The following is an 18,191-nucleotide window of genomic DNA, read 5'->3' on the forward strand; positions in this document are numbered from 1 at the left end:
CACTACGACGAAGCCCAAATCCTCCTTAAATCACAACCTCAAATCTGTGCCATAGGTGCTGACGGGGGACAAACCCGCACGCGAGCGGCTCCTGACCTAATGTCGCTGTTGGCAGGGCGCGCTCCCTCCTGTAGACATAGTCAATCTGCGTACCGTATCGCGCATCACCTGGACAAAACAGCATCGGAGCCCTGCCCATGGCATACAGTGTCACCATCAACGGAGAAACGCGCGAGATCGACGCGCCGGGCGACATGCCCCTGCTCTGGGCGCTGCGCAACGAGCTGAGCATGGTCGGCACCAAGTTCGGCTGCGGCATCGGCATGTGCGGTGCCTGCACCGTGCACGTGGACGGCCAGGCGACGCGGTCATGCTCGCTGCCCCTGTCTGCCGTGGGCGACAAGCAGGTCTCGACCATCGAATCGCTGGGCGAAACCCCGGTCGGCCAGGCGCTGCAGCAGGCATGGCTGGACGAGGACGTGATGCAGTGCGGCTATTGCCAGGCGGGCCAGTTGATGAATGCGACCGCCCTGCTCAACAACAATCCCAACCCCAGCGATGGCGAGATCGAGGCGGCGATGCAGGGCAATATCTGCCGCTGCGCCTGTTACAAGCGCATCCATTCCGCCATTGCCAAGGTCGCCCGTGACGAGGAGACGGCCAATGCCTGAGGCAATCCAGCTTTCGCGCCGCCTGTTCCTGAAATCCTCGGCCGTTGCTGGTGGCGGCTTCGCGCTCGCCGCGACGTTCCCGATGGCTGCGCGCGCCAATGCCGCGGCCGGACCGTCGGAACTGACGGCCTTCATCACCATCAACGCGGACGACACCATTACCATCGTCGGCAAGAACCCGGAGATCGGGCAGGGCATCAAGACCATGCTGCCCATGCTGATCGCCGAAGAGCTTGATGCCGACTGGGACAGTGTGAGCGTCGAACAGGCCGATACCAATGCGGCCAAGTACGGTCCGCAGCTGGCCGGCGGTTCGTTCGCCACGCCGATGAACTGGATTCCCATGCGCCAGGCAGGTGCTGCGGCGCGTGCCATGCTGCTGGCAGCAGCGGCGCAGCGCTGGGGCGTGAGTGCCTCCAGCCTGGCAACGGAGCCGGGCCGCGTTATCGAGAAGAGCGGCAAACGCAGCGCCAGCTTCGGCGAACTGGCTGCCGATGCCGCGCTGATGGACGTGCCCGATCCCGCCACCCTCCAGCTGAAGGACCAGGCGGACTTCCGCATCATCGGCCGCGCCATCGGCGGGGTGGACAGCCCCAAGGTGGTGCGCGGGGAGCCGATCTTCGGTGTCGACACGCAGCTTCCCGGCATGGTCTATGCCGCGTTCGAACGGTCGCCGGTGTTCGGCGCAAGCCTCGTCTCTGCTGACCTCGATGCCGCCAAGGCGCAACCCGGCGTGATCGATGCCTTCACCATCGACGCGGCGCCGGAAGTCGAACTGACACAGGGCATCGCCGTCATCGCCGACAACTGGTGGCTGGCCAACAAGGCTCGCGCTGCCCTGTCGCCGCAATGGGACAACGGCGAATGGGCCACCCATTCCAGCGCCGGCTATGCGCAGGCAGCGCAGGAGGCCTGGGCCGCAGGCACCAGCGATGAAGTGTTCGCAGAGAAAGGCGATACCGAAACGGCCTTCGCCGAGGCGGACAAGGTGCTGGAAGCGGAATACAGCTATCCCTTCCTCGCCCACGTGGCGATGGAGCCGATGAACTGCACCGCGCTGATGCACGAAGATGGCACCATGGAAATGTGGGCCCCTTCGCAAACGCCGCAGGGCGGGCAAGCTGCCGTGGCGGGCTACCTTGGGCTGGAACCTTCGCAGGTCACTGTTCACATCACTCGCATGGGTGGCGGTTTCGGTCGCCGCCTCAATAACGATTACATGGTGCAGGTTGCCGCGATCGCGAAGCGGATGCCGGGAACCCCGGTCAACCTGATCTGGAGCCGCGAGGACGACGTCCGCAGCGACTTCTACCGCCCCGCGGGCTGGCACAAGCTGCGCGCCGCGCTGAACGCGGATGGCAAGATCACCGGCTGGGCCGATCACTTCGTCACCTTCGACCTTGGTGACGGGCAATTCAATCCGGCGGTCATGCCGCCCGACGAGTTCCCGGCCAAGTTCGTCGACAACCTGAAGTTCGAGCAGACCAAGATGAGCAGCGCCGTTCCGATGGGGGCCCTGCGGGCGCCGACTTCGAACGCGCTCGCTTTCGTGATGCAAAGCTTCCTCGACGAAGTGGCCCATGCCAGCGGCAAGGACTTGCCCACGCTCATGCTGGAACTGACGGACGGGGTCGAAGCCGAACCGATGACGCAGGGCTTCATCGGCCCGCAGCCCGGCTTTTCCGCTCCGCGCCTGCAGGCCGTCACCCGCAAGGTGATGCAGATGGCAGACTGGGGTGCGCCCGCACCCGCAGGCCGGGCCAAGGGCTTCGGCTTCTATTACAGCCACATGGGCTATTTCGCCGAAGTGGTGGAAGCCAGTCTCGACGATCGGGGCAAGCCGGTGGTGCACAACGTGTGGGCCGCTGGCGACGTCGGGAGCCAGATCATCAACCCGTTCGGCGCCTTGAACCAGGTGGAAGGCTCCATCATCGACGGGCTCGGCCAGGCGATGCAGCTTGCGGTCGAGATCGAAGGTGGCGCGGTGAAGCAGTCCAACTTCCACAACTACCCGCTGCCGCGCATGCCGATGACGCCGCAGATCCATGTCGAATGGGTCCTGTCGGACAACGATCCCACGGGCCTTGGCGAACCCGCCCTGCCCCCGGTGATCCCGGCCCTGACGAACGCGTTGTTTGCCCTCACCGGCAAGCGCATTCGCTCCTTGCCGATCGACACGTCGCTGTTTGTATAAATGCTAGGCCGGGCCGGGGGCAGTCATTTCGACCACCCGGCCCGCCAGCCGCTCCACTTCCGAGCTCGAGTGGCTGACCAGCAGCATCGGCAGGGCAAGCTCGTCGCGCAGCCTCTCAATCAGGCTCAGCAACGTTTCGGCGCGACTCTCGTCCAGCGAGGCCAGCGGCTCGTCCAGCAACAGGAAGCGCGGCGCCGACAGCAGCGCCCGCCCGATGGCGACACGGCGCGCTTCACCGCCCGATAGCGTGGCCGGCAGGCGATCGAGCAGGTGGCCGATCTCCAGCAGGGTGACGACTTCGTCTCGAGATATGATCTCGGCGCCTTCCGGAGCCAGCTTCGCGCCATAGGAAAGGTTGGCCGAAACGCGCCTGTGCGGAAACAATCGCGCGTCCTGAAAAACGTAACCCGCGCGGCGCCGTTCGGGCGGCAGGTTCACCCCGGCGGCGCTGTCGAACAAGACATCTCCGGCAACCACGATCCGCCCGGCCTTTGGTCGCAGCAACCCGGCGATGGCATTGAGCGTGCTGGTCTTGCCCACACCGGACGGGCCGACCAGCGCAGTCAGCTTTGCATCCGATGAGAATTCCAGCGCGAAAGCATGGTCGTCCACCGCCATTTCGATCTTCACATCAAAGGACATGGGCGCGGGTCCCCTGCGATCGCCTTACCAGCCATTCGGACACCAGCAGCGCGCCCAGCGAGAGGACGATGGCGATGGTTGCGAGGCGCGCGACGTCGCTTTCCGAACCCGGCACCTGCAACCCGGTATAGATCGCCAGCGGCAAGGTGCGCGTCTCGCCCGCGATGTTGGCGGCAAAGGTGATGGTCGCGCCGAATTCGCCCAGGCTGCGGGCAAAACCCAGCATGGCCCCTGCCGCGATGCCCGGCAGGCTGAGCGGCAGCGTGATCGTGAGGAAGGCATGGAACGGCGACGCGCCCAGCGTGCGCGCCGCGCCGACCAGCCGCCGGTCCACCGCTTCGATCGAAAGCCGCATCGCGCGCACCATCAGCGGCAGGGCCATGACGCCTGCGGCAACCGCGGCGCCCGTCCAGTTGAAGACGAGCGTCAGGCCGAATGTCTCGAACAGCCATCCACCAATGGCCCCGTTGCGCCCCAGGACGATGAGCAGTAGCCAGCCCGTCACCACCGGCGGCAGCACCAGCGGCAGATGCACCAGCGCATCCAGCAGCATTCGCCCCGGAAAGCGGCGGCGGGCGATGACCCAGGCCAGCCCATAGGCAATCGGCAAGGTGACCAGCACGGCAACCAAGCTGACTTTCAACGACAGCGCGACGATGGTCCATTCGGTTTCGCTCACGGCAGGGAGAACCCCTTGGCCGCGATTGCGCCGCGCCCTTCCGGCGAAGTCAGGAATTCCATCAGCGCGCGCGAGTCAGGATGGCGCGAACCCTTCGTCATGGCCACGTAGTAGACGATGGCCGGATGGGCTTCCGGATCGATCCGCTCCACGACCTCGACCGCATCACTGGCCGCGGCGTCGCTGGCGTAAACGATCCCCAGCGCGGCTTCCCCCCGCTCCACCAGTGCGAGCGAGGCCCTGACATTCTCGCCGGGTGCGAGGCGAGAGGAGAGCGCGTCCCACAGACCCATCGACCGCAACGCCGCCCGCGCAAATTCGCCCGCCGGGACGCTGTCCGGCTCGCCGATTGCCAGGCGGCCAGCCTCGGGGGCTGCCGCGAAGTCCGCCAGGCTCTCGTTGCCGCCCGCTCCAACAGGAGCCACCACCACCAGCGAATTCGCAACCAGGGGGAGTGGCTCGCCCGACAAGGCCCCACGTTCGTCCAGCCAGTCGATCCAGCGATCATCCGATGTCACCACCAGGTCGGCGGGTGCGCCTTCGCTCACCTGCCTCGCCACGGCGGAACTCGAAGCGAAGGAGAGTGCGGGCCTTTCGTGGCCCTTCCCGGCCCACTGCTCGGCTGCCGCGCCAAGCCCTTCCTGCATGCTCGATGCAGCCAGCACCACCGGGCCTGATTGTTCGGCAGGCGCGCAGCCGGCCAGCAGGGTGGCCGCGATAGTCGCCACGATTCCGGAAAGGAGAGGAGTGCCCCGCATGGCAGCCAGCCTTAGAGCGACAGGAATCTGCCGTCCATATCAGCTATCGTCGGCCTTCTGCTCTGCCTTTGCAGCGCGGATCATGAATTCGCTGGGGCGGCGGACAGGGATAAGCAGCACGCAGCGTACGCCCTCGGGATCGAAATCCAGTTCCACCGGATGCCGCAGTTCGTGCGCTACGATCCGCTCGATCAGGTCCATCCCGAACCCGCGGGAACGCTCCTGCTTCACGGGTGGGCCACCGCGTTCCAGCCATTCAACGCGGACAAGGTCTTCGGAAACGAGCCGCCACTGCACACTCACCTTGCCGCCCGGTTTGCTCAGCGCGCCGTACTTGGCAGCATTGGTCGCCAGTTCGTGAACGGCGAGGCCCAGTGACAGCGCATCGTTGGGGGCAAGCTCCACATCCGGCCCGACCATCTCCACCGAATGATCGTCATTGTGCGCATAGGGGAGCAGTTCGGCGTCGATCACCGCCTTCACAGGCGTCGATCCCCAGTCCGACTGGGTGAGAAGATCGTGCGTTGCCGAAAGCGCACGGATGCGCCCGTCGAGACCCGTGGCGAATTCGTCCACGTCCGTCGCCCGTCGGCGGGTCAGCGCGATAATCGACAGGACATTCGCCAGGGTATTCTTGACCCGGTGGTTCAGTTCACGGGTGAGAGAGTTGCGGATGGACGCCTGCTCCTCGAACCAGGCAAGTGCGCTCTCGTCCTCTTGCGCCTGCTGGGTCAGCATTCTGACAAGCAGCATCAGCAGGCTGGCTACAAGGAGCCCGAAGATGAGGGTGGCCATCGATAGTCCGGACAGCCCCAAGTCCTCTCTCGTACTGACCGCAAGACGCCAGGGATTGTTGGCGATCGTGACGGTGCGCGTGGCAGTTTCGCGGTTGTCGAGATCGCCATCGAAGGTCGCGGCGAGCAGCGTGTTCTCCCCCCCTTCGTTTTCGTCGTCGTAGAGGCTTACGCCATACGAGCCTGCATCTTCCAGTTCGAGCGCGCTCTGCAGGAAGTCTTCGGCATTGAACGGCGAATAGATGAAGCCCTTCAGCGTACGCCCCCCGGCACCGGGTTCGAAAACCGGCATGTAGATGAGGAAGCCCGGTGCTTCGCTCTCCCCTTCCTGTTGCAGTACGATGGCATCGGTGGCCGTCGGCCTGGACGTGCGCTCGGCTTCCACCATCGCAGCACGGCGTACGGGGTCCGAATACATGTCGTACCCAAGCGCCCTGCGATTGCGTTCGGTATCGGGCTGCAGGTACGTGACAGGCACGGCAAAGGGCTGGTTGCCGGTGAAGACCGGATAGAACTGGGTTTCGACAACGGCTTCTTCGGCCAGCAGCGCTTCGAACTCGGCTATTTCGGACGGGCGAACCACCATGGCCCAGCCGATGCCTTCCGCGCCGCGATAATCGGCATCCAGCCGCAGTTCGGAAACAAACCGGCGAAAATCGTCGGCCGGCACATCGTCCATCGTCGACAGCAAGGCTGCGCCCGCGCGCAGGTATGCGCTGCTGGCATTGGCCCGGCGTTCCAGAGCGGAGGCAATTGCCGTGGCGCGCGCGTTGAGCTGTGCTGCCTGCCGCTCGTACTCGCCGCGCTCTATCGCAAAGATCGAAAGGATGGTGATTGCCGATATCAGGAGGAAAATGCCAAGCGGCATTCCTCTTGGATAGCGCATCAGCCACCGCTTCGTCCTGCTACGCTTGCTTACCTGCTGCTGCAATTCGATTCCTCGGCCCGACAGGGATCAACCACCCCAGCGATAATGACGGTGCCGGGCCCGCAGCAACATTGCAATCGGCCCTCGACACGAAATTCCTACTTGGGGAACCGGATGGCTGCCGTTTCGTTCCGCAATCATATTAAAGGCAATAACGCACTGGTTGCCGCTGCACGAAAGGGCGATCACCACTGTAGCGGAAATCTGCATGGCGACGGGAAATTTTTCACTTATGTCATCGTCAAACGACGGAGCTAAGGCTGCCAAGGGCCTGAAGGGCGACGCAGCCGGCAAGGCTGGCGATCCTGAATGGACGTCCAGCCTCAAGAAACTTTACAATTCGGTAGTGGACGAACCGCTGCCCGACTCTTTCAAGAACCTGCTTTCCAAGCTGGACGAAGACGAGGGCAAATGAGCAAGGCGAAAACCAAACGCGAGCTGCCCGAGCGTAGCGCCGAAGACAAACGCGCATTCAAGCGGGAGCTGACTGAAGTCGTGCCTCACCTGCGTGCGTTTGCCCGCGGCCTGTGCGGCAGGCCCGACATGGCCGACGATCTGGTGCAGGAAGCCCTGCTGAAGGCATGGGCGGCACAGGAGCGGTTCGAGCCGGGCACATCGATGCGAGCATGGACCTTCGTGATCCTGCGCAACGCCTACCTCACCGACATGCGGCGCAACCGCTTCCGCGGGGAATACGACGAGACCGTGGCGGAACGCATCCTGACGGCACCTGCCGGGCAGGAAGAACCCCTGCACCTGTCAGACCTTCACCGCGCTCTCCTGACCCTGCCGCCCGAAAGGCGCGAAGCTCTGTTGCTGGTTGGCGCTGGTGGTTTCTCGTACGAGGAAGCCGCAAATATCTGCGGCTGTGCGGTGGGCACCATCAAGAGCCGTGTGGGCCGCGCCCGTGCCGCGCTCTCCAGCATGATGGAAGATGGCGACATCCCCGACCGCGACCTGAGCGACCCTGCGGCACACCGCGCCATCCTCGAAGAGCTGGACGAAGTGGCTGCCGGACGCGGCGAAGCGGCTGCTTCGAAGTAGTCGTCGCTTGATCGCGCTCGCGCAACGCGACATGCTGCGCGCAGACGGGCAGGATAAGACAGGCACGCGCCGATGAACGCCGAGGGGGAAAGTCCCAGCAAGCCGAGCAGACCGACCGCCGGGCGTCGCCGGGCGATGACTTTCGCCGCGCAGGAACTACGGCTGATTTCATCCCTGGTCGTACTGTTGGCGATCGGCCTGTTCCTGGCCTTGCCGTTCGTCCTGTCGATTGGATCGGTGGTGTTCCTGCCGCTGGTTGCCGCGCTGATCCTCACGATCATCCTCTCCCCGCTGGCGGACAAGCTGGCGACGTGGCTGCCGAACTTCCTCGCCTCGATCCTCGCCTTGCTGGTGTTTTTCGCCATACTCGCGCTTGCCTTCACCGCTGTCTTTGCGCCTGCGATCTCGCTTTACGACCAAGTGCCCCGCATGACCCGGCAGGTGGGCGAGCATTTCAGCGAGTTGCAGGCGGCTTTCGCCTGGGTCGGGGAACTGAACGACCAGTTGACCTCTCTGACCGGCGTGGAAGAGGGCCAGCAGGTTGTCCTCGCCGGGCCGAGCATGCTGGAGCAACTGGCTTTCGCGACACCCACCGTCCTGCTGGAAACCCTGCTCACCTTCATGCTGGCCTTCTTCATGATCGAGGCCCGTATCCGCTTGCGGCGCCGCCTGTTGCTGGAGCGCCAGCAGGTGGGCGCCAGCCTGAAAGCCGCGCGCGCCATTCGCGAAGTGCAGGACAGGGTTGCCGCCTATATTCTCACCGTCGGCCTCATCAACACGTGCGTCGGTATCGTCGTGGCGCTGGGCGCCTGGGTAATGGGCCTCGATGCGCCGATCATGTGGGGCGGCCTCGCTGCCCTGCTCAACTTCATCCCCTACGTCGGGCCGCTGATGATGGTGATCCTGCTCGGCCTGTTCGGCATCGGCTCTGCGGACTCGGTGTTCGTCGGCCTCATCCCTGCCGCCGCCTACCTCGGCCTGCACACGGTTGAGGCGAACGTGATCACCCCGGCCGTGCTGGGTGCGCGGTTCACGATGAACCCGGTGCTGATCCTGCTCGCGCTGTCATATTTCGGGTGGATCTGGGGCGTCGCCGGAGCCCTTCTGTCGGTGCCGATCCTGCTGACGCTGACTGCGCTCGTCGACCATCTCGGCAGGCCGAACTTCGTTGGCTTCATTTTCGGTGAGCCATTGTTCAAGACCAACATTCTCGAACTCGGCGAGGAGGACTAGGCACCTCCGGCCCATGTAGGAAAGGGGCCCGCTTCCGGTGTGGAAACGAGCCCCTTGCTCAGTCCGCCCAGCGGACTCCCGTTCGGTTCAACCGATCAGGCTTCGTAGGTCCAGGTGCTGCCGCGTGCCAGGTTGTCGGCGGCGAAGTCCCAGTTGAGGTGGCCGTCGACCACGGCCGAGAGATAGCTCGGGCGGGCGTTCTGGTGGTCGAGGTAGTAGGCGTGCTCCCACAGGTCGATCACCAGCAGGGGGTTGTAGTCCTGGTCGGCGAGGGTGTCGGCGTCATGCGTATCCACGACTTCGAGCTTGCCGCCCTTTTCCGCGAGCCACACCCAGCCGCTGGCGAAGTGGCCTGCGCCCTTCGACTTCAGTTCGTCCTTCAGCTTGTCGAGCGAGCCAAAAGCTTCGTCGATCTTGGAGGCGAGGTCGCCCGAGGGACCATTGGTGGAGGGGGTCAGCGAATGCCAGTAGAAACCGTGGTTCCACACCTGTGCGGAATTGTTGAAAAGGCCGCCGTCGCTGCCGCGCGATGCCGCGATCACTTCTTCCAGCGACTTGTCCGCGTGGGCGGTGCCTTCGATCGCGGCATTGGTCTTGTCGACATAGGCCTGATGGTGCTTGCCGTGGTGGTAGCTGAAGGTCTCGGCAGTAATTGCCGGGGCAAGGGCTTCCTTGTCATAGGGAAGCGACATCAGTGAAAAAGCCATTTGATCTGTCTCCTGTTGATCCGGTTGTCGTGTAACCAATGCGCGAGACGGCTGGATGTTGCATGTCCCGCACGAGAAATCGGGGTCTATCTGGCGATGCGTTCATCGCAAGGCAAGGGGGGCGGAACAGCGGGGCCGTGACAAGAGGGCCGAATGTCGGCATTGCTGCGGCGCGAAGCCTCACAGGCAACGAAGGACATTTATGGGACGCGAGTATTTCGGCACCGATGGCATCCGGGGCCGCGCCAATGGCAGGAAGCTCAATGCCGCAACGGCGATGAAGGTGGGGCAGGCCGCCGGCCGCCACTTCCTGCGTGGCGATCACAAGCACCGGGTGGTGATCGGCAAGGACACGCGCCTGTCGGGCTACATGATGGAGAACGCGCTGGTGGCAGGCTTCACCAGCGTGGGGATGGACGTGATCATGACCGGCCCCCTGCCCACCCCCGCCGTCGCCCTGCTGACGCGCGAGATGCGCGCCGATATCGGGGTGATGATCTCTGCCAGCCACAACCCCTACGACGACAACGGCATCAAGCTGTTCGGGCCCGATGGCTTCAAGCTGTCCGACGAGGACGAGGAAGCGATCGAGGCCGCCATGCGCGAGGAGCAGACATTGGCCGAGGGCGACCATATCGGCCGCGCCCGCCGGATCGAGGATGCGCGCGGGCGCTACATCCATGCCGTCAAGCAGTCGCTGCCTGAGGACGTGCGTCTCGACGGCCTGAAGATCGTTGTGGATTGCGCCCATGGTGCCGCCTACCAGGTGGCCCCCACCGCGATCTGGGAACTGGGCGCGGAGGTTGTCTCCATGGGCGTTGCTCCCAACGGCCTCAACATCAACGACGGCGTGGGCTCCACCCACCTCGATGCGATCCGCAAGCGCGTGGTGGACGAAGGCGCCGACCTCGGCATTGCGCTTGATGGCGATGCCGACCGCCTGATCGTGATCGACGAGAAGGGCCGCCCCGTCGACGGCGACCAGATCATGGCGCTGATCGGCAGCCGCTGGGCGAAAGACGGCAGGCTGAAAGGCGGCGGCGTGGTTGCCACGGTCATGTCCAATCTCGGGCTGGAGCGCTTCCTGCAGGGCAAGGGCCTGGAACTGGTGCGCACCAAGGTGGGCGACCGCTACGTGCTGGGCGCGATGAAGTCCGGCGGATACAACGTGGGCGGTGAACAGTCCGGCCACATGATCCTGCTGGACCACGCCACCACCGGCGATGGCACGGTGGCCGCGCTGCAGGTGCTGGCCGCACTGGTGCGCACCGGCAAGCCCGCCAGCGAATTGCTGCACCTGTTCGATCCCGTGCCGCAACTGCTGAAGAACGTGCGCTACGAAAGCGGCGATCCGCTGGAAGAGCAGAACGTGAAGGACGCCATCGCCTCTGCCAAGGGCGAGCTCGGCGGCAGCGGGCGGCTGGTGATCCGCAAGTCCGGCACGGAGCCCCTGATCCGCGTGATGGCGGAAGGCGACGACGAAGCCCAGGTCGAGCGGGTGGTCGATTCCATCTGCGACGCGGTGAGGGCCGCGGTCTGATCGCATGAGCGCGCGCCCGCCCCGCATCCTTGTCATCGCCGGGTCCGATTCCTCGGGCGGGGCCGGCATCCAGGCGGACATCAAGACCATCACCATGCTGGGCGGTTATGCCATGACCGCTATCACCGCCGTCACCGCGCAGAACACCCGCGGGGTTACCGGGGTGGAGGCGCTCTCGCCCGATTTCGTCGCCGCGCAGATGGATGCCTGTCTTGAGGATATCGGCGTCGACGCGGTGAAGATCGGGATGCTCGGCAGCGCCGACATTGCTGAGGTGGTGGCGGACCGGCTGGAGGACCTTGGCAAACCCATCGTCTTTGACCCCGTGATGGTCGCCACCAGCGGCAGCGTGCTGGCGGACGAGGCGACCATCGAAGTGTTCGAATGGCTGATGGACCTCGCCACCCTCACCACCCCCAACGTGCCCGAGCTGGAGGCGCTGGGCGGCGCGGCGGGGATGGCGGACCGAAAGATCGCCTACCTTGCCAAAGGAGGAGACGCGGATGGCCCGATGGTGGAGGACCGCCTCGTGCGCCCCGGCACACAGGACGCGGTTTGGAGCGATGCCCGCATCGTCACCAAGCATACCCACGGCACGGGCTGCACTCTCTCCAGCGCAATCGCCACAAACCTCGGTCACGGCCTGCCACTGGAGCGAGCCATCGCCGATGCCCGCCTGTTCGTGCGCGAGGCACTGAAGAGCGCGCCCGGCTTCGGCTTCGGCAACGGACCGCTGGGGCACCAGGCGGTGCGATGAACCTGGAACGCACACCACCCCGTTTCTGAAAATATCCGCCAGCCGTTCTGCCGGCCCCCTTTCGTGGCTGGCAGCGCCGAAGGCACGCGGTTCGAACAGGCGCGAAAGCGCGCAATTCCGGCATTCCTGAATGCTCGCGCCGCTGGGACCTTTTCCGTTTCCCCACATATCCAGCGACAATTGCCTCGGGCAATTCGGGGCGCGCTGTGTAACCTTTCGCCAATCCGGAGCGCCACGGGGAAATGCGACGTTGCACGGTGCCTGGAAGACGTGGGGAGCAGGAAGTCTCGGCATCGGTCGAGCGTGCCGGGGCGGAAGCGGTGTAGGACAGCCGATCCCGCCAGGACTGGGTCAGGCGGCAGGCCCCGCCACGTCCTGCTGGCGGCGCAGGTAGATGAACGGCACCAGCCCCGTCTTGAACCGGCTCCTGATCGAACGCTGGAAGAACGGGGGAATATGATCGCCCACGATCAGGACATCGGTATCGGCAAAACCGGGACTGTCGATCTCCTCTCGCAGCGCATCGGCAATCTGCCGTTGCAGCATGTAGCTGCGGCACAGCATGGGAAAGGCCTCGCGCCACTCGGGCGTACCGAGGTTGCAGGCGCCAAGCTGCATGCTCGCGTTGTCGTCCACGGGCAGGTGCCCACTGAGCGTGAGCCAGTAGACCAGCTTGCGTTTCTGCGGTTCCCTTCCCAGGATCGCTGCGATCTCGCGAGGGAATTCGCGGTCGCAAACGCCGGTGAAGACCCCGTCGCACAGTTGCGCGCCTTCCCGGACCAGGTCGGGGCCGAACTGCACGTTCTCGAAGCCAACCCTGGGATACCAGTCCCGGCGGTCGAAGAACTCGGGCGTAAAGCCGTGTAGCGCGGTCGTCTCGAAGCCGGCTTGCGCGAAGCGGTGCGGCACGCAATTGGCGCTGTCGAAATCGAACCGGGTGGGGTCGTCCCACGCCTCGCACAACTCGCGGATCTCGGCATTGGTGGTCGACCCGTAGAACGGCGCTTCGCCATAGCTGGCCGTGTAATGCGGCGCCCACTTGTCCGCGTTCCAGATCGCATCGAAGATCGCCCGGTCATGATCGTTGGCGGGCACGCCGACCGATTCAAGGATGATGACGACGAGGTTGCGCGTCCCGAGCGTTTCGGGGAAATCGCCGTCGTCAGCATGGCGGATTCTATCGGCGTACCTTCCGGGGCCTTGACCATGTAACCACCCCGGTCGGCGCTGTTGAAGCGCTCGTCGGCCTGCGCCAGCAGGGCCACGCAGACGAAAGCGAGCAGGAACTGCCGGAACCCGCGCGGCCTCTCGGTTCGCGGGGCGAACCACAGGCACAGGCCGAACGCCAGCGCCAGCACCGCGCCGCCGACGACATAGCTTGGCGATGCCGAGAGGTTCATCTCGCCAAGGTAGACGAGCGAGGTGAAGGCCTTGTCTACCGTCAGGTAGAACACGCGCGAGAAATAGGAAATCAGCAGGAACGCGAAGATGGCGACGATGCCTGCCGTACGCACGAGCCGATTGGGCATCGAGCCGAAGACCAGCGCGGCAACGCCTGCCATGATGATGCGCGAGGTCATGTTGGGACCACCCACGAACCACATGGCAATCAGCGCCAGGTTGGGCATCAGCACCCACCAGAACACCCACCTTGCAGGGAAATTATCGAGGAGTTCTATTCGCGTGCGCATCCATCGGTCCACCAGTGACCGAGGGGCTTGCCATGCCAGGGTAAATTTCGTCCTAACCGGGATGCCGGGCGCAGCCGAGAGGACCCGCGCGCGCGCCGATCAGGCGTCGCAGTCCATCCCCGCCGCGCCGTTGTCCTTCAGGCAGTAGAATTCGCGGATCGCTTCCCACCCGTCCTCGGCGGTTTCACACCAGGTGATGAGGTCGAGATCCTTCTTCGAGATCGTGCCTTCCTCTGCAATCGCTTCGAAATTCACCACCCGGTTCCAGAAGTCCTTGCCGAACAGCAGCACCGGAATGCGCTTCATCTTGCCGGTCTGGATCAGGGTGAGCAGTTCGAACATCTCGTCGAAAGTGCCGAACCCGCCGGGGAACACCGCCACGGCGCGTGCGCGGATCAGGAAGTGCATCTTGCGCAGGGCGAAATAGTGAAAGTTCAGCGACAGGTACGGCGTGACGTAAGGGTTGGGCGCCTGCTCGTGCGGCAGGATGATGTTGAGGCCGATGGATTCGCCTCCCGCATCGCTGGCCCCGCGGTTGGCGGCTTCCATGATCGACGGGCCACCGCCCGACGTTACGACGAACTGTCGCTGGCCGTCCTCGACGATGGACTTTTCCGTCACCATGCGCGCCAGGCGATAGGCCTCGGCGTAATACTTCGCCTTGGCGGCAAGGTTGCGCACCACCAGCGCCTCGTCGTCGGGCAGGTTCTCTGCCTGCTCCAGCGCGGCCTCGGTCGATTCCGGCGGAGGAATGCGGGCAGAGCCGTACATCACCAGCGTGGAACCGACGCGCGCTTCGTCCAGCACCATCGTGGGCTTCAGCAGTTCGAGCTGGAAGCGCACCGGGCGCAGTTCCTCGCGCAGCAGGAAATCCTCGTCGCGGAAGGCGAGGCGATAGGCCGGGTGCCGGGTTTGCGGGGTATCGTTGTCGAGGGAGTCGGCAAAGCCGGCCTCCATGTCCGCGTGGTAGAACTTGTAGTCCTTCAGATCGTGGTCTTCGTTTTCGGGGCTGTCTGCCACGCGTAATCCTCTCGATAATAAGCAGCATCGAGAGGTAGGGCTTCGCCGCGACGATTTAAAGTCAGGAAATCCGCCGCAGCTTCAGGGCGCGAGCCACCAGCGGATTACCATGGCGATCGCGCCCAGCACGCTGATGCTGGCAAGCCATATCGCCGCCATCCACGCCAGACGCTTCCACAGCGGTCCCGCTTCGCTTTCCTGCCTAGTGGTATCCTTCATCGTCCACTTTCCCGCGGAACACCCAGTAGGCCCAGGCGGTGTAACCGATGATCAGCGGCATCGTGATGGCAACACCCACCAGCATGAACACCTGGCTGCGCTCCGGCGCGGCGGCATCCCAGATGGTGACATCGGGCGGCACCACGTTCGGCCAGATCGTGACGCCCAGTCCCGCCATGCCGAGGAAGAACAGCAGCAGCGCCAGCCAGAACGGCTTGGAATTGCGCTCCTTCGTCACCGCGCGCAGCAGGGAGACAGCGACGATCGCGGTCAGGATCGGCACCGGGGCGGCGAAATAGATTTCCGGCGCGGTCAGCCAGCGGGCCGCATATTCGGCGTTCAGCAGCACGTTGTAGACGCTCACCGCCCCCATCAGCACCAGCGTTGCCAGCCCGGCGCGCAGGGCCAGCTTGCGGGCGTGGGCCTGCCCTTCGCCGTCCAGCTTCCAGATCAGCCACGTCGCGCCCAGCAGGGCATAGCCCGCCACTGTGCCGAGGCCGGTGAGGAGCGTGTACGGCGTCAGCCAGTCGAACCAGCTTCCGGCATAGGCGCGGTCCACCACGTCGATGCCTTGTAACAAGGCGCCCAGCGTCATGCCCTGCGCCATCGCCGCGACTACGGAGCCGCCGGTGAAGGCGAAGTCCCACAGCCGGCGATGCGATGGATCGCGCCAGCGGTATTCGAAGGCGACGCCGCGAAAGACGAGGCCCAGCAGCATGGCGATGATCAGCGGATAGGTGGCTGGCAGGATCACCGCGTAGGCCAGCGGGAAGGCGGCGAACAGGCCGCCGCCGCCCAGCACCAGCCAGGTCTCGTTGCCGTCCCACACGGGCGCGATCGAGTTCATCGCCCGGTCCCGCTCGCGCCCCGGATCGAAGCTGGGGAAGAGGATGCCGATGCCAAGGTCGAACCCGTCCATCACCACGTAGGCGAACACGGCGAAGGCGATGATGAAGGCCCAGATGGTCGTCAGGTCCATTACCGCGCCTCCTCATCGCTATCGGGAAGCGTCTCGGCATGTCCCGGATTCTGCGTCGGCCCCGGCGTGATACCGGCGGTACGGATCGGCCCGGTGTCGCCGCGCTTCGCACCCAGTTCGCCGGTATGCGGAGCCTTGCGCATCAGGTGCAGGATGTACCACACGCCTGCGCCGAATACCGTGAAGTAGACGACGATGAAGGCCAGCAAGGAGGCGCCCACGGCAGGCGCGGCAAGCGGGCTGGCGGCGTCCGCCGTTCGCAGCAGGCCGTAGATCACGTAGGGCTGGCGGCCCACTTCGGTAGTAATCCAGCCGCACAGCACGGCAAGGAAACCGGACGGACCCATCACCAGCGCGGCGCGGTGCAGCCAGCGCCAGTCGTACAGCTTGCCACGCCAGCGTGCGAACAGGCTCCACACGCCCACCGCCATCATCGCCATGCCGATGGCGATCATGATGCGGAACGCCCAGAACACCAGGAAGACCGGCGGCTGCTCGTCGTCGGGCACGGTATCGAGCCCCTCGATCGGCGCATCGGGATCATGCTTCAGGATCAGGCTGGAAAGCTTGGGGATGCCGAGGGCATAGTCGAGGCGCTGCTCCTCGTCGTTGGGGATGCCGAAAACGTAGAGCGGCGCGCCCTCGGGGTAGCTGTTGTAGTGCCCCTCCATCGCCATCACCTTCTGCGGCTGATGCTCCATGGTGTTGAGGCCGTGCATGTCACCCGCAACGATCTGGATCGGTGCGACGATGGCCGCCATCCACATGGCCATGGAAAACATCTTGCGCGCGTGCAGGTTGGCCCTGTCCTTGAGCAGGTGCCACGCACCGACGCCGCCTACCACGAATGCGGTGGTGAGATAGGCCGCCAGCACGGTGTGGACGAGGCGATAGGGGAAGCTCGGGTTGAAGACGATGGCCAGCCAGCTGTCGCCCGGCAGGTATTGGCCGTTGGCGCCCATCTCGTATCCCACGGGCGTCTGCATCCAGCTGTTGACCGAGAGGATCCAGAAGGCCGAGATGAAAGTGCCCACCGCCACCATCAGCGTGGCGGCGAAGTGCAGCTTCTTGCCAACCTTGTTCATGCCGAACAGCATCACGCCGAGGAAGCCTGCCTCCAGGAAGAAGGCAGTCAGCACTTCGTAGGCCATCAACGGTCCGATCACCGGCCCTGCAATGTCGGAGAAGACCGACCAGTTGGTGCCGAACTGGTAGCTCATCACGATGCCGGAGACGACGCCCATGGCAAAGGTGATGGCGAAGATCTTCACCCAGTACTTGAACAGGTCGAGATAGAGCTGCTTGCCCGTCTTCAACCACAGCCCCTCCAGTACCGCGAGGTAGCTGGCGAGGCCGATGGTGAAAGCGGGGAAGAAGAAGTGGAAGCTTACCGTGAAGGCAAACTGTATCCGGGCGAGCATCAGGGCATCGAAGCCGTCGAACATGGTATGCCTTTACAAGCTCTGGGTGCAAAACCCCAGTGCGGATTTTGCAAGGGGTGATGCAGGAACCGGGGCGCGCCGGAGGGAGGGAGGACGCGCGCCCCGGAAGCGGGTGATCAGTCGACCAGCGTCGTTCGCAGGTAGGGCTTGATCGTCTTGAAGCCCTGCGGGAATTTCGCCTTCGCGTCCTCGTCGGACATGCTCGGCGGGATGATGACTTCGCCGCCCGGCAGCCAGTTCGCCGGGGTGACGACGCCCTTGCGGTCGGCCAACTGCAGGCTGTCGATCACGCGCAGGATTTCGTCGAAGTTACGGCCCACGCTCATCGGGTAGGTCATGATGAGACGGATGGTCTTGCTGGGATCGATGATGAAGACCGAACGCGCGGCAGCGGTCTCGCTCTGCCCCGGATGGATCATGTCGTAAGCCTGCGCGATCTTCATGTCGGCATCGTCGACGATGGGGAATTGCAGGTCCACGCCCTGCGTCTCGTTCACGTCGGCGATCCAGGCGCGGTGTTCGTCGGCCGTGTCGGTGGAAAGGCCCAGCGGCTTCACGTTGCGCCTGGCAAACTCGTCTGCAAGCGCGGCAGTCGCGCCCATTTCGGTGGTGCAGACGGGCGTGAAGTCGGCCGGGTGGCTGAAGAAGAAAACCCAGCTGTCGCCTGCCCAGTCGTGCAAGCTGATCTCGCCGACGGTGCTGTCCGTGGTGAAGTCGGGTGCGGTATCTCCGATGTGAAGGCTCATTCTCGTATCTCCTTTGTTGCTGGAGCCGGATTAGCCGACTCGCGCGACATTGGCGAATTCATATTCTCAATTTCAATAATCGTTATTCTGAATATATGCAAGAGAGGGTTCAAGAATGGGGGGAAAGCCGATATGAAAGGGTGCAGA

General features: G+C 64.4%; 18 protein-coding genes. 7 read left to right on the top strand and 11 right to left on the bottom strand.

The window, feature by feature from the left end; all coding sequences use genetic code 11:
- The first annotated feature begins 197 nt into the window (after nucleotides 1-197).
- Nucleotides 198-671, top strand: coding sequence for a (2Fe-2S)-binding protein (locus ABFX23_RS07955; RefSeq protein ID WP_346032564.1), 474 nt, complete (start codon nucleotides 198-200; stop codon nucleotides 669-671).
- On the top strand, nucleotides 664-2,865 hold the full coding sequence (locus tag ABFX23_RS07960) for a xanthine dehydrogenase family protein molybdopterin-binding subunit (RefSeq protein ID WP_346032565.1): 2,202 nt from the start codon (nucleotides 664-666) through the stop codon (nucleotides 2,863-2,865). The genes ABFX23_RS07955 and ABFX23_RS07960 overlap by 8 nt, the downstream gene beginning before the upstream one ends.
- Before the next feature lie 3 nt (nucleotides 2,866-2,868).
- Here the strand turns inward: ABFX23_RS07960 and ABFX23_RS07965 are convergent, their stop codons facing one another.
- From ABFX23_RS07965 to ABFX23_RS07980, 4 genes are all read right to left on the bottom strand, one after another.
- On the bottom strand, nucleotides 2,869-3,507 hold the full coding sequence (locus tag ABFX23_RS07965; protein WP_346032566.1) for an ATP-binding cassette domain-containing protein: 639 nt from the start codon (nucleotides 3,505-3,507) through the stop codon (nucleotides 2,869-2,871).
- Nucleotides 3,497-4,186, bottom strand: a complete 690-nt coding sequence (gene modB / locus ABFX23_RS07970; RefSeq protein ID WP_346032567.1) for a molybdate ABC transporter permease subunit — start codon at nucleotides 4,184-4,186, stop codon at nucleotides 3,497-3,499. The genes ABFX23_RS07965 and modB overlap by 11 nt, the downstream gene beginning before the upstream one ends.
- Nucleotides 4,183-4,914 (bottom strand): molybdate ABC transporter substrate-binding protein, encoded by a 732-nt coding sequence (modA, locus tag ABFX23_RS07975; protein ID WP_346032568.1) that lies wholly within the window; start codon nucleotides 4,912-4,914, stop codon nucleotides 4,183-4,185. The genes modB and modA overlap by 4 nt, the downstream gene beginning before the upstream one ends.
- A gap of 69 nt (nucleotides 4,915-4,983) precedes the next feature.
- Entirely contained in the window at nucleotides 4,984-6,606 is a 1,623-nt protein-coding gene (locus ABFX23_RS07980) for a CHASE domain-containing protein (protein ID WP_346032569.1), read from the bottom strand.
- 223 nt (nucleotides 6,607-6,829) lie between these two features.
- Here ABFX23_RS07980 and ABFX23_RS07985 point away from each other — a divergent pair, with 223 nt between their 5' ends.
- The 3 genes from ABFX23_RS07985 (at nucleotide 6,830) to ABFX23_RS07995 (ending at nucleotide 8,943) form a co-directional block, all read left to right on the top strand.
- The gene (locus ABFX23_RS07985; RefSeq protein ID WP_346032570.1) at nucleotides 6,830-7,081 is read left to right on the top strand and encodes a NepR family anti-sigma factor; all 252 of its coding nucleotides are present in this window, start codon (nucleotides 6,830-6,832) and stop codon (nucleotides 7,079-7,081) included.
- Nucleotides 7,078-7,710: a sigma-70 family RNA polymerase sigma factor gene (locus tag ABFX23_RS07990; RefSeq protein ID WP_346032571.1), complete on the top strand. Its 633-nt coding sequence runs from the start codon at nucleotides 7,078-7,080 to the stop codon at nucleotides 7,708-7,710. The genes ABFX23_RS07985 and ABFX23_RS07990 overlap by 4 nt, the downstream gene beginning before the upstream one ends.
- Nucleotides 7,711-7,782: 72 nt before the next feature.
- Entirely contained in the window at nucleotides 7,783-8,943 is a 1,161-nt protein-coding gene (locus ABFX23_RS07995; RefSeq protein WP_346032572.1) for an AI-2E family transporter, read from the top strand.
- A 95-nt stretch (nucleotides 8,944-9,038) separates the two neighbouring features.
- Here the strand turns inward: ABFX23_RS07995 and ABFX23_RS08000 are convergent, their stop codons facing one another.
- Nucleotides 9,039-9,650 (bottom strand): superoxide dismutase, encoded by a 612-nt coding sequence (locus ABFX23_RS08000; RefSeq protein ID WP_346032573.1) that lies wholly within the window; start codon nucleotides 9,648-9,650, stop codon nucleotides 9,039-9,041.
- Between the two features lie 202 nt (nucleotides 9,651-9,852).
- On the opposite strand from ABFX23_RS08000, the gene glmM reads away from it, so the two are divergent.
- Nucleotides 9,853-11,190, top strand: a complete 1,338-nt coding sequence (glmM, locus tag ABFX23_RS08005; protein ID WP_346032574.1) for a phosphoglucosamine mutase — start codon at nucleotides 9,853-9,855, stop codon at nucleotides 11,188-11,190.
- Nucleotides 11,191-11,194: 4 nt separating this feature from the next.
- On the top strand, nucleotides 11,195-11,947 hold the full coding sequence (gene thiD, locus ABFX23_RS08010; RefSeq protein ID WP_346032575.1) for a bifunctional hydroxymethylpyrimidine kinase/phosphomethylpyrimidine kinase: 753 nt from the start codon (nucleotides 11,195-11,197) through the stop codon (nucleotides 11,945-11,947).
- A gap of 351 nt (nucleotides 11,948-12,298) precedes the next feature.
- Here thiD and ABFX23_RS08015 read toward each other — a convergent pair whose 3' ends face one another.
- The 6 genes from ABFX23_RS08015 to ABFX23_RS08040 all read right to left on the bottom strand — a co-directional run bounded on the left by ABFX23_RS08015 (nucleotide 12,299) and on the right by ABFX23_RS08040 (nucleotide 18,044).
- Entirely contained in the window at nucleotides 12,299-13,042 is a 744-nt protein-coding gene (locus ABFX23_RS08015) for an alkaline phosphatase family protein (protein WP_346032576.1), read from the bottom strand.
- 695 nt (nucleotides 13,043-13,737) lie between these two features.
- Entirely contained in the window at nucleotides 13,738-14,595 is an 858-nt protein-coding gene (locus tag ABFX23_RS08020) for an LOG family protein (RefSeq protein ID WP_346033031.1), read from the bottom strand.
- 144 nt (nucleotides 14,596-14,739) lie between these two features.
- Entirely contained in the window at nucleotides 14,740-14,877 is a 138-nt protein-coding gene (locus ABFX23_RS08025) for a DUF2474 family protein (RefSeq protein ID WP_346032577.1), read from the bottom strand.
- Nucleotides 14,861-15,856, bottom strand: a complete 996-nt coding sequence (cydB, locus tag ABFX23_RS08030; RefSeq protein WP_346032578.1) for a cytochrome d ubiquinol oxidase subunit II — start codon at nucleotides 15,854-15,856, stop codon at nucleotides 14,861-14,863. The genes ABFX23_RS08025 and cydB overlap by 17 nt, the downstream gene beginning before the upstream one ends.
- Nucleotides 15,856-17,301: a cytochrome ubiquinol oxidase subunit I gene (locus ABFX23_RS08035; RefSeq protein WP_346032579.1), complete on the bottom strand. Its 1,446-nt coding sequence runs from the start codon at nucleotides 17,299-17,301 to the stop codon at nucleotides 15,856-15,858. Before ABFX23_RS08035 ends, cydB begins: the two co-directional genes overlap by 1 nt.
- Before the next feature lie 113 nt (nucleotides 17,302-17,414).
- Nucleotides 17,415-18,044 (bottom strand): peroxiredoxin, encoded by a 630-nt coding sequence (locus ABFX23_RS08040; protein ID WP_346032580.1) that lies wholly within the window; start codon nucleotides 18,042-18,044, stop codon nucleotides 17,415-17,417.
- Between the last annotated feature and the right edge of the window lie 147 nt (nucleotides 18,045-18,191).

Source organism: Erythrobacter westpacificensis (assembly GCF_039542285.1).
Lineage (GTDB): Bacteria > Pseudomonadota > Alphaproteobacteria > Sphingomonadales > Sphingomonadaceae > Alteraurantiacibacter > Alteraurantiacibacter westpacificensis.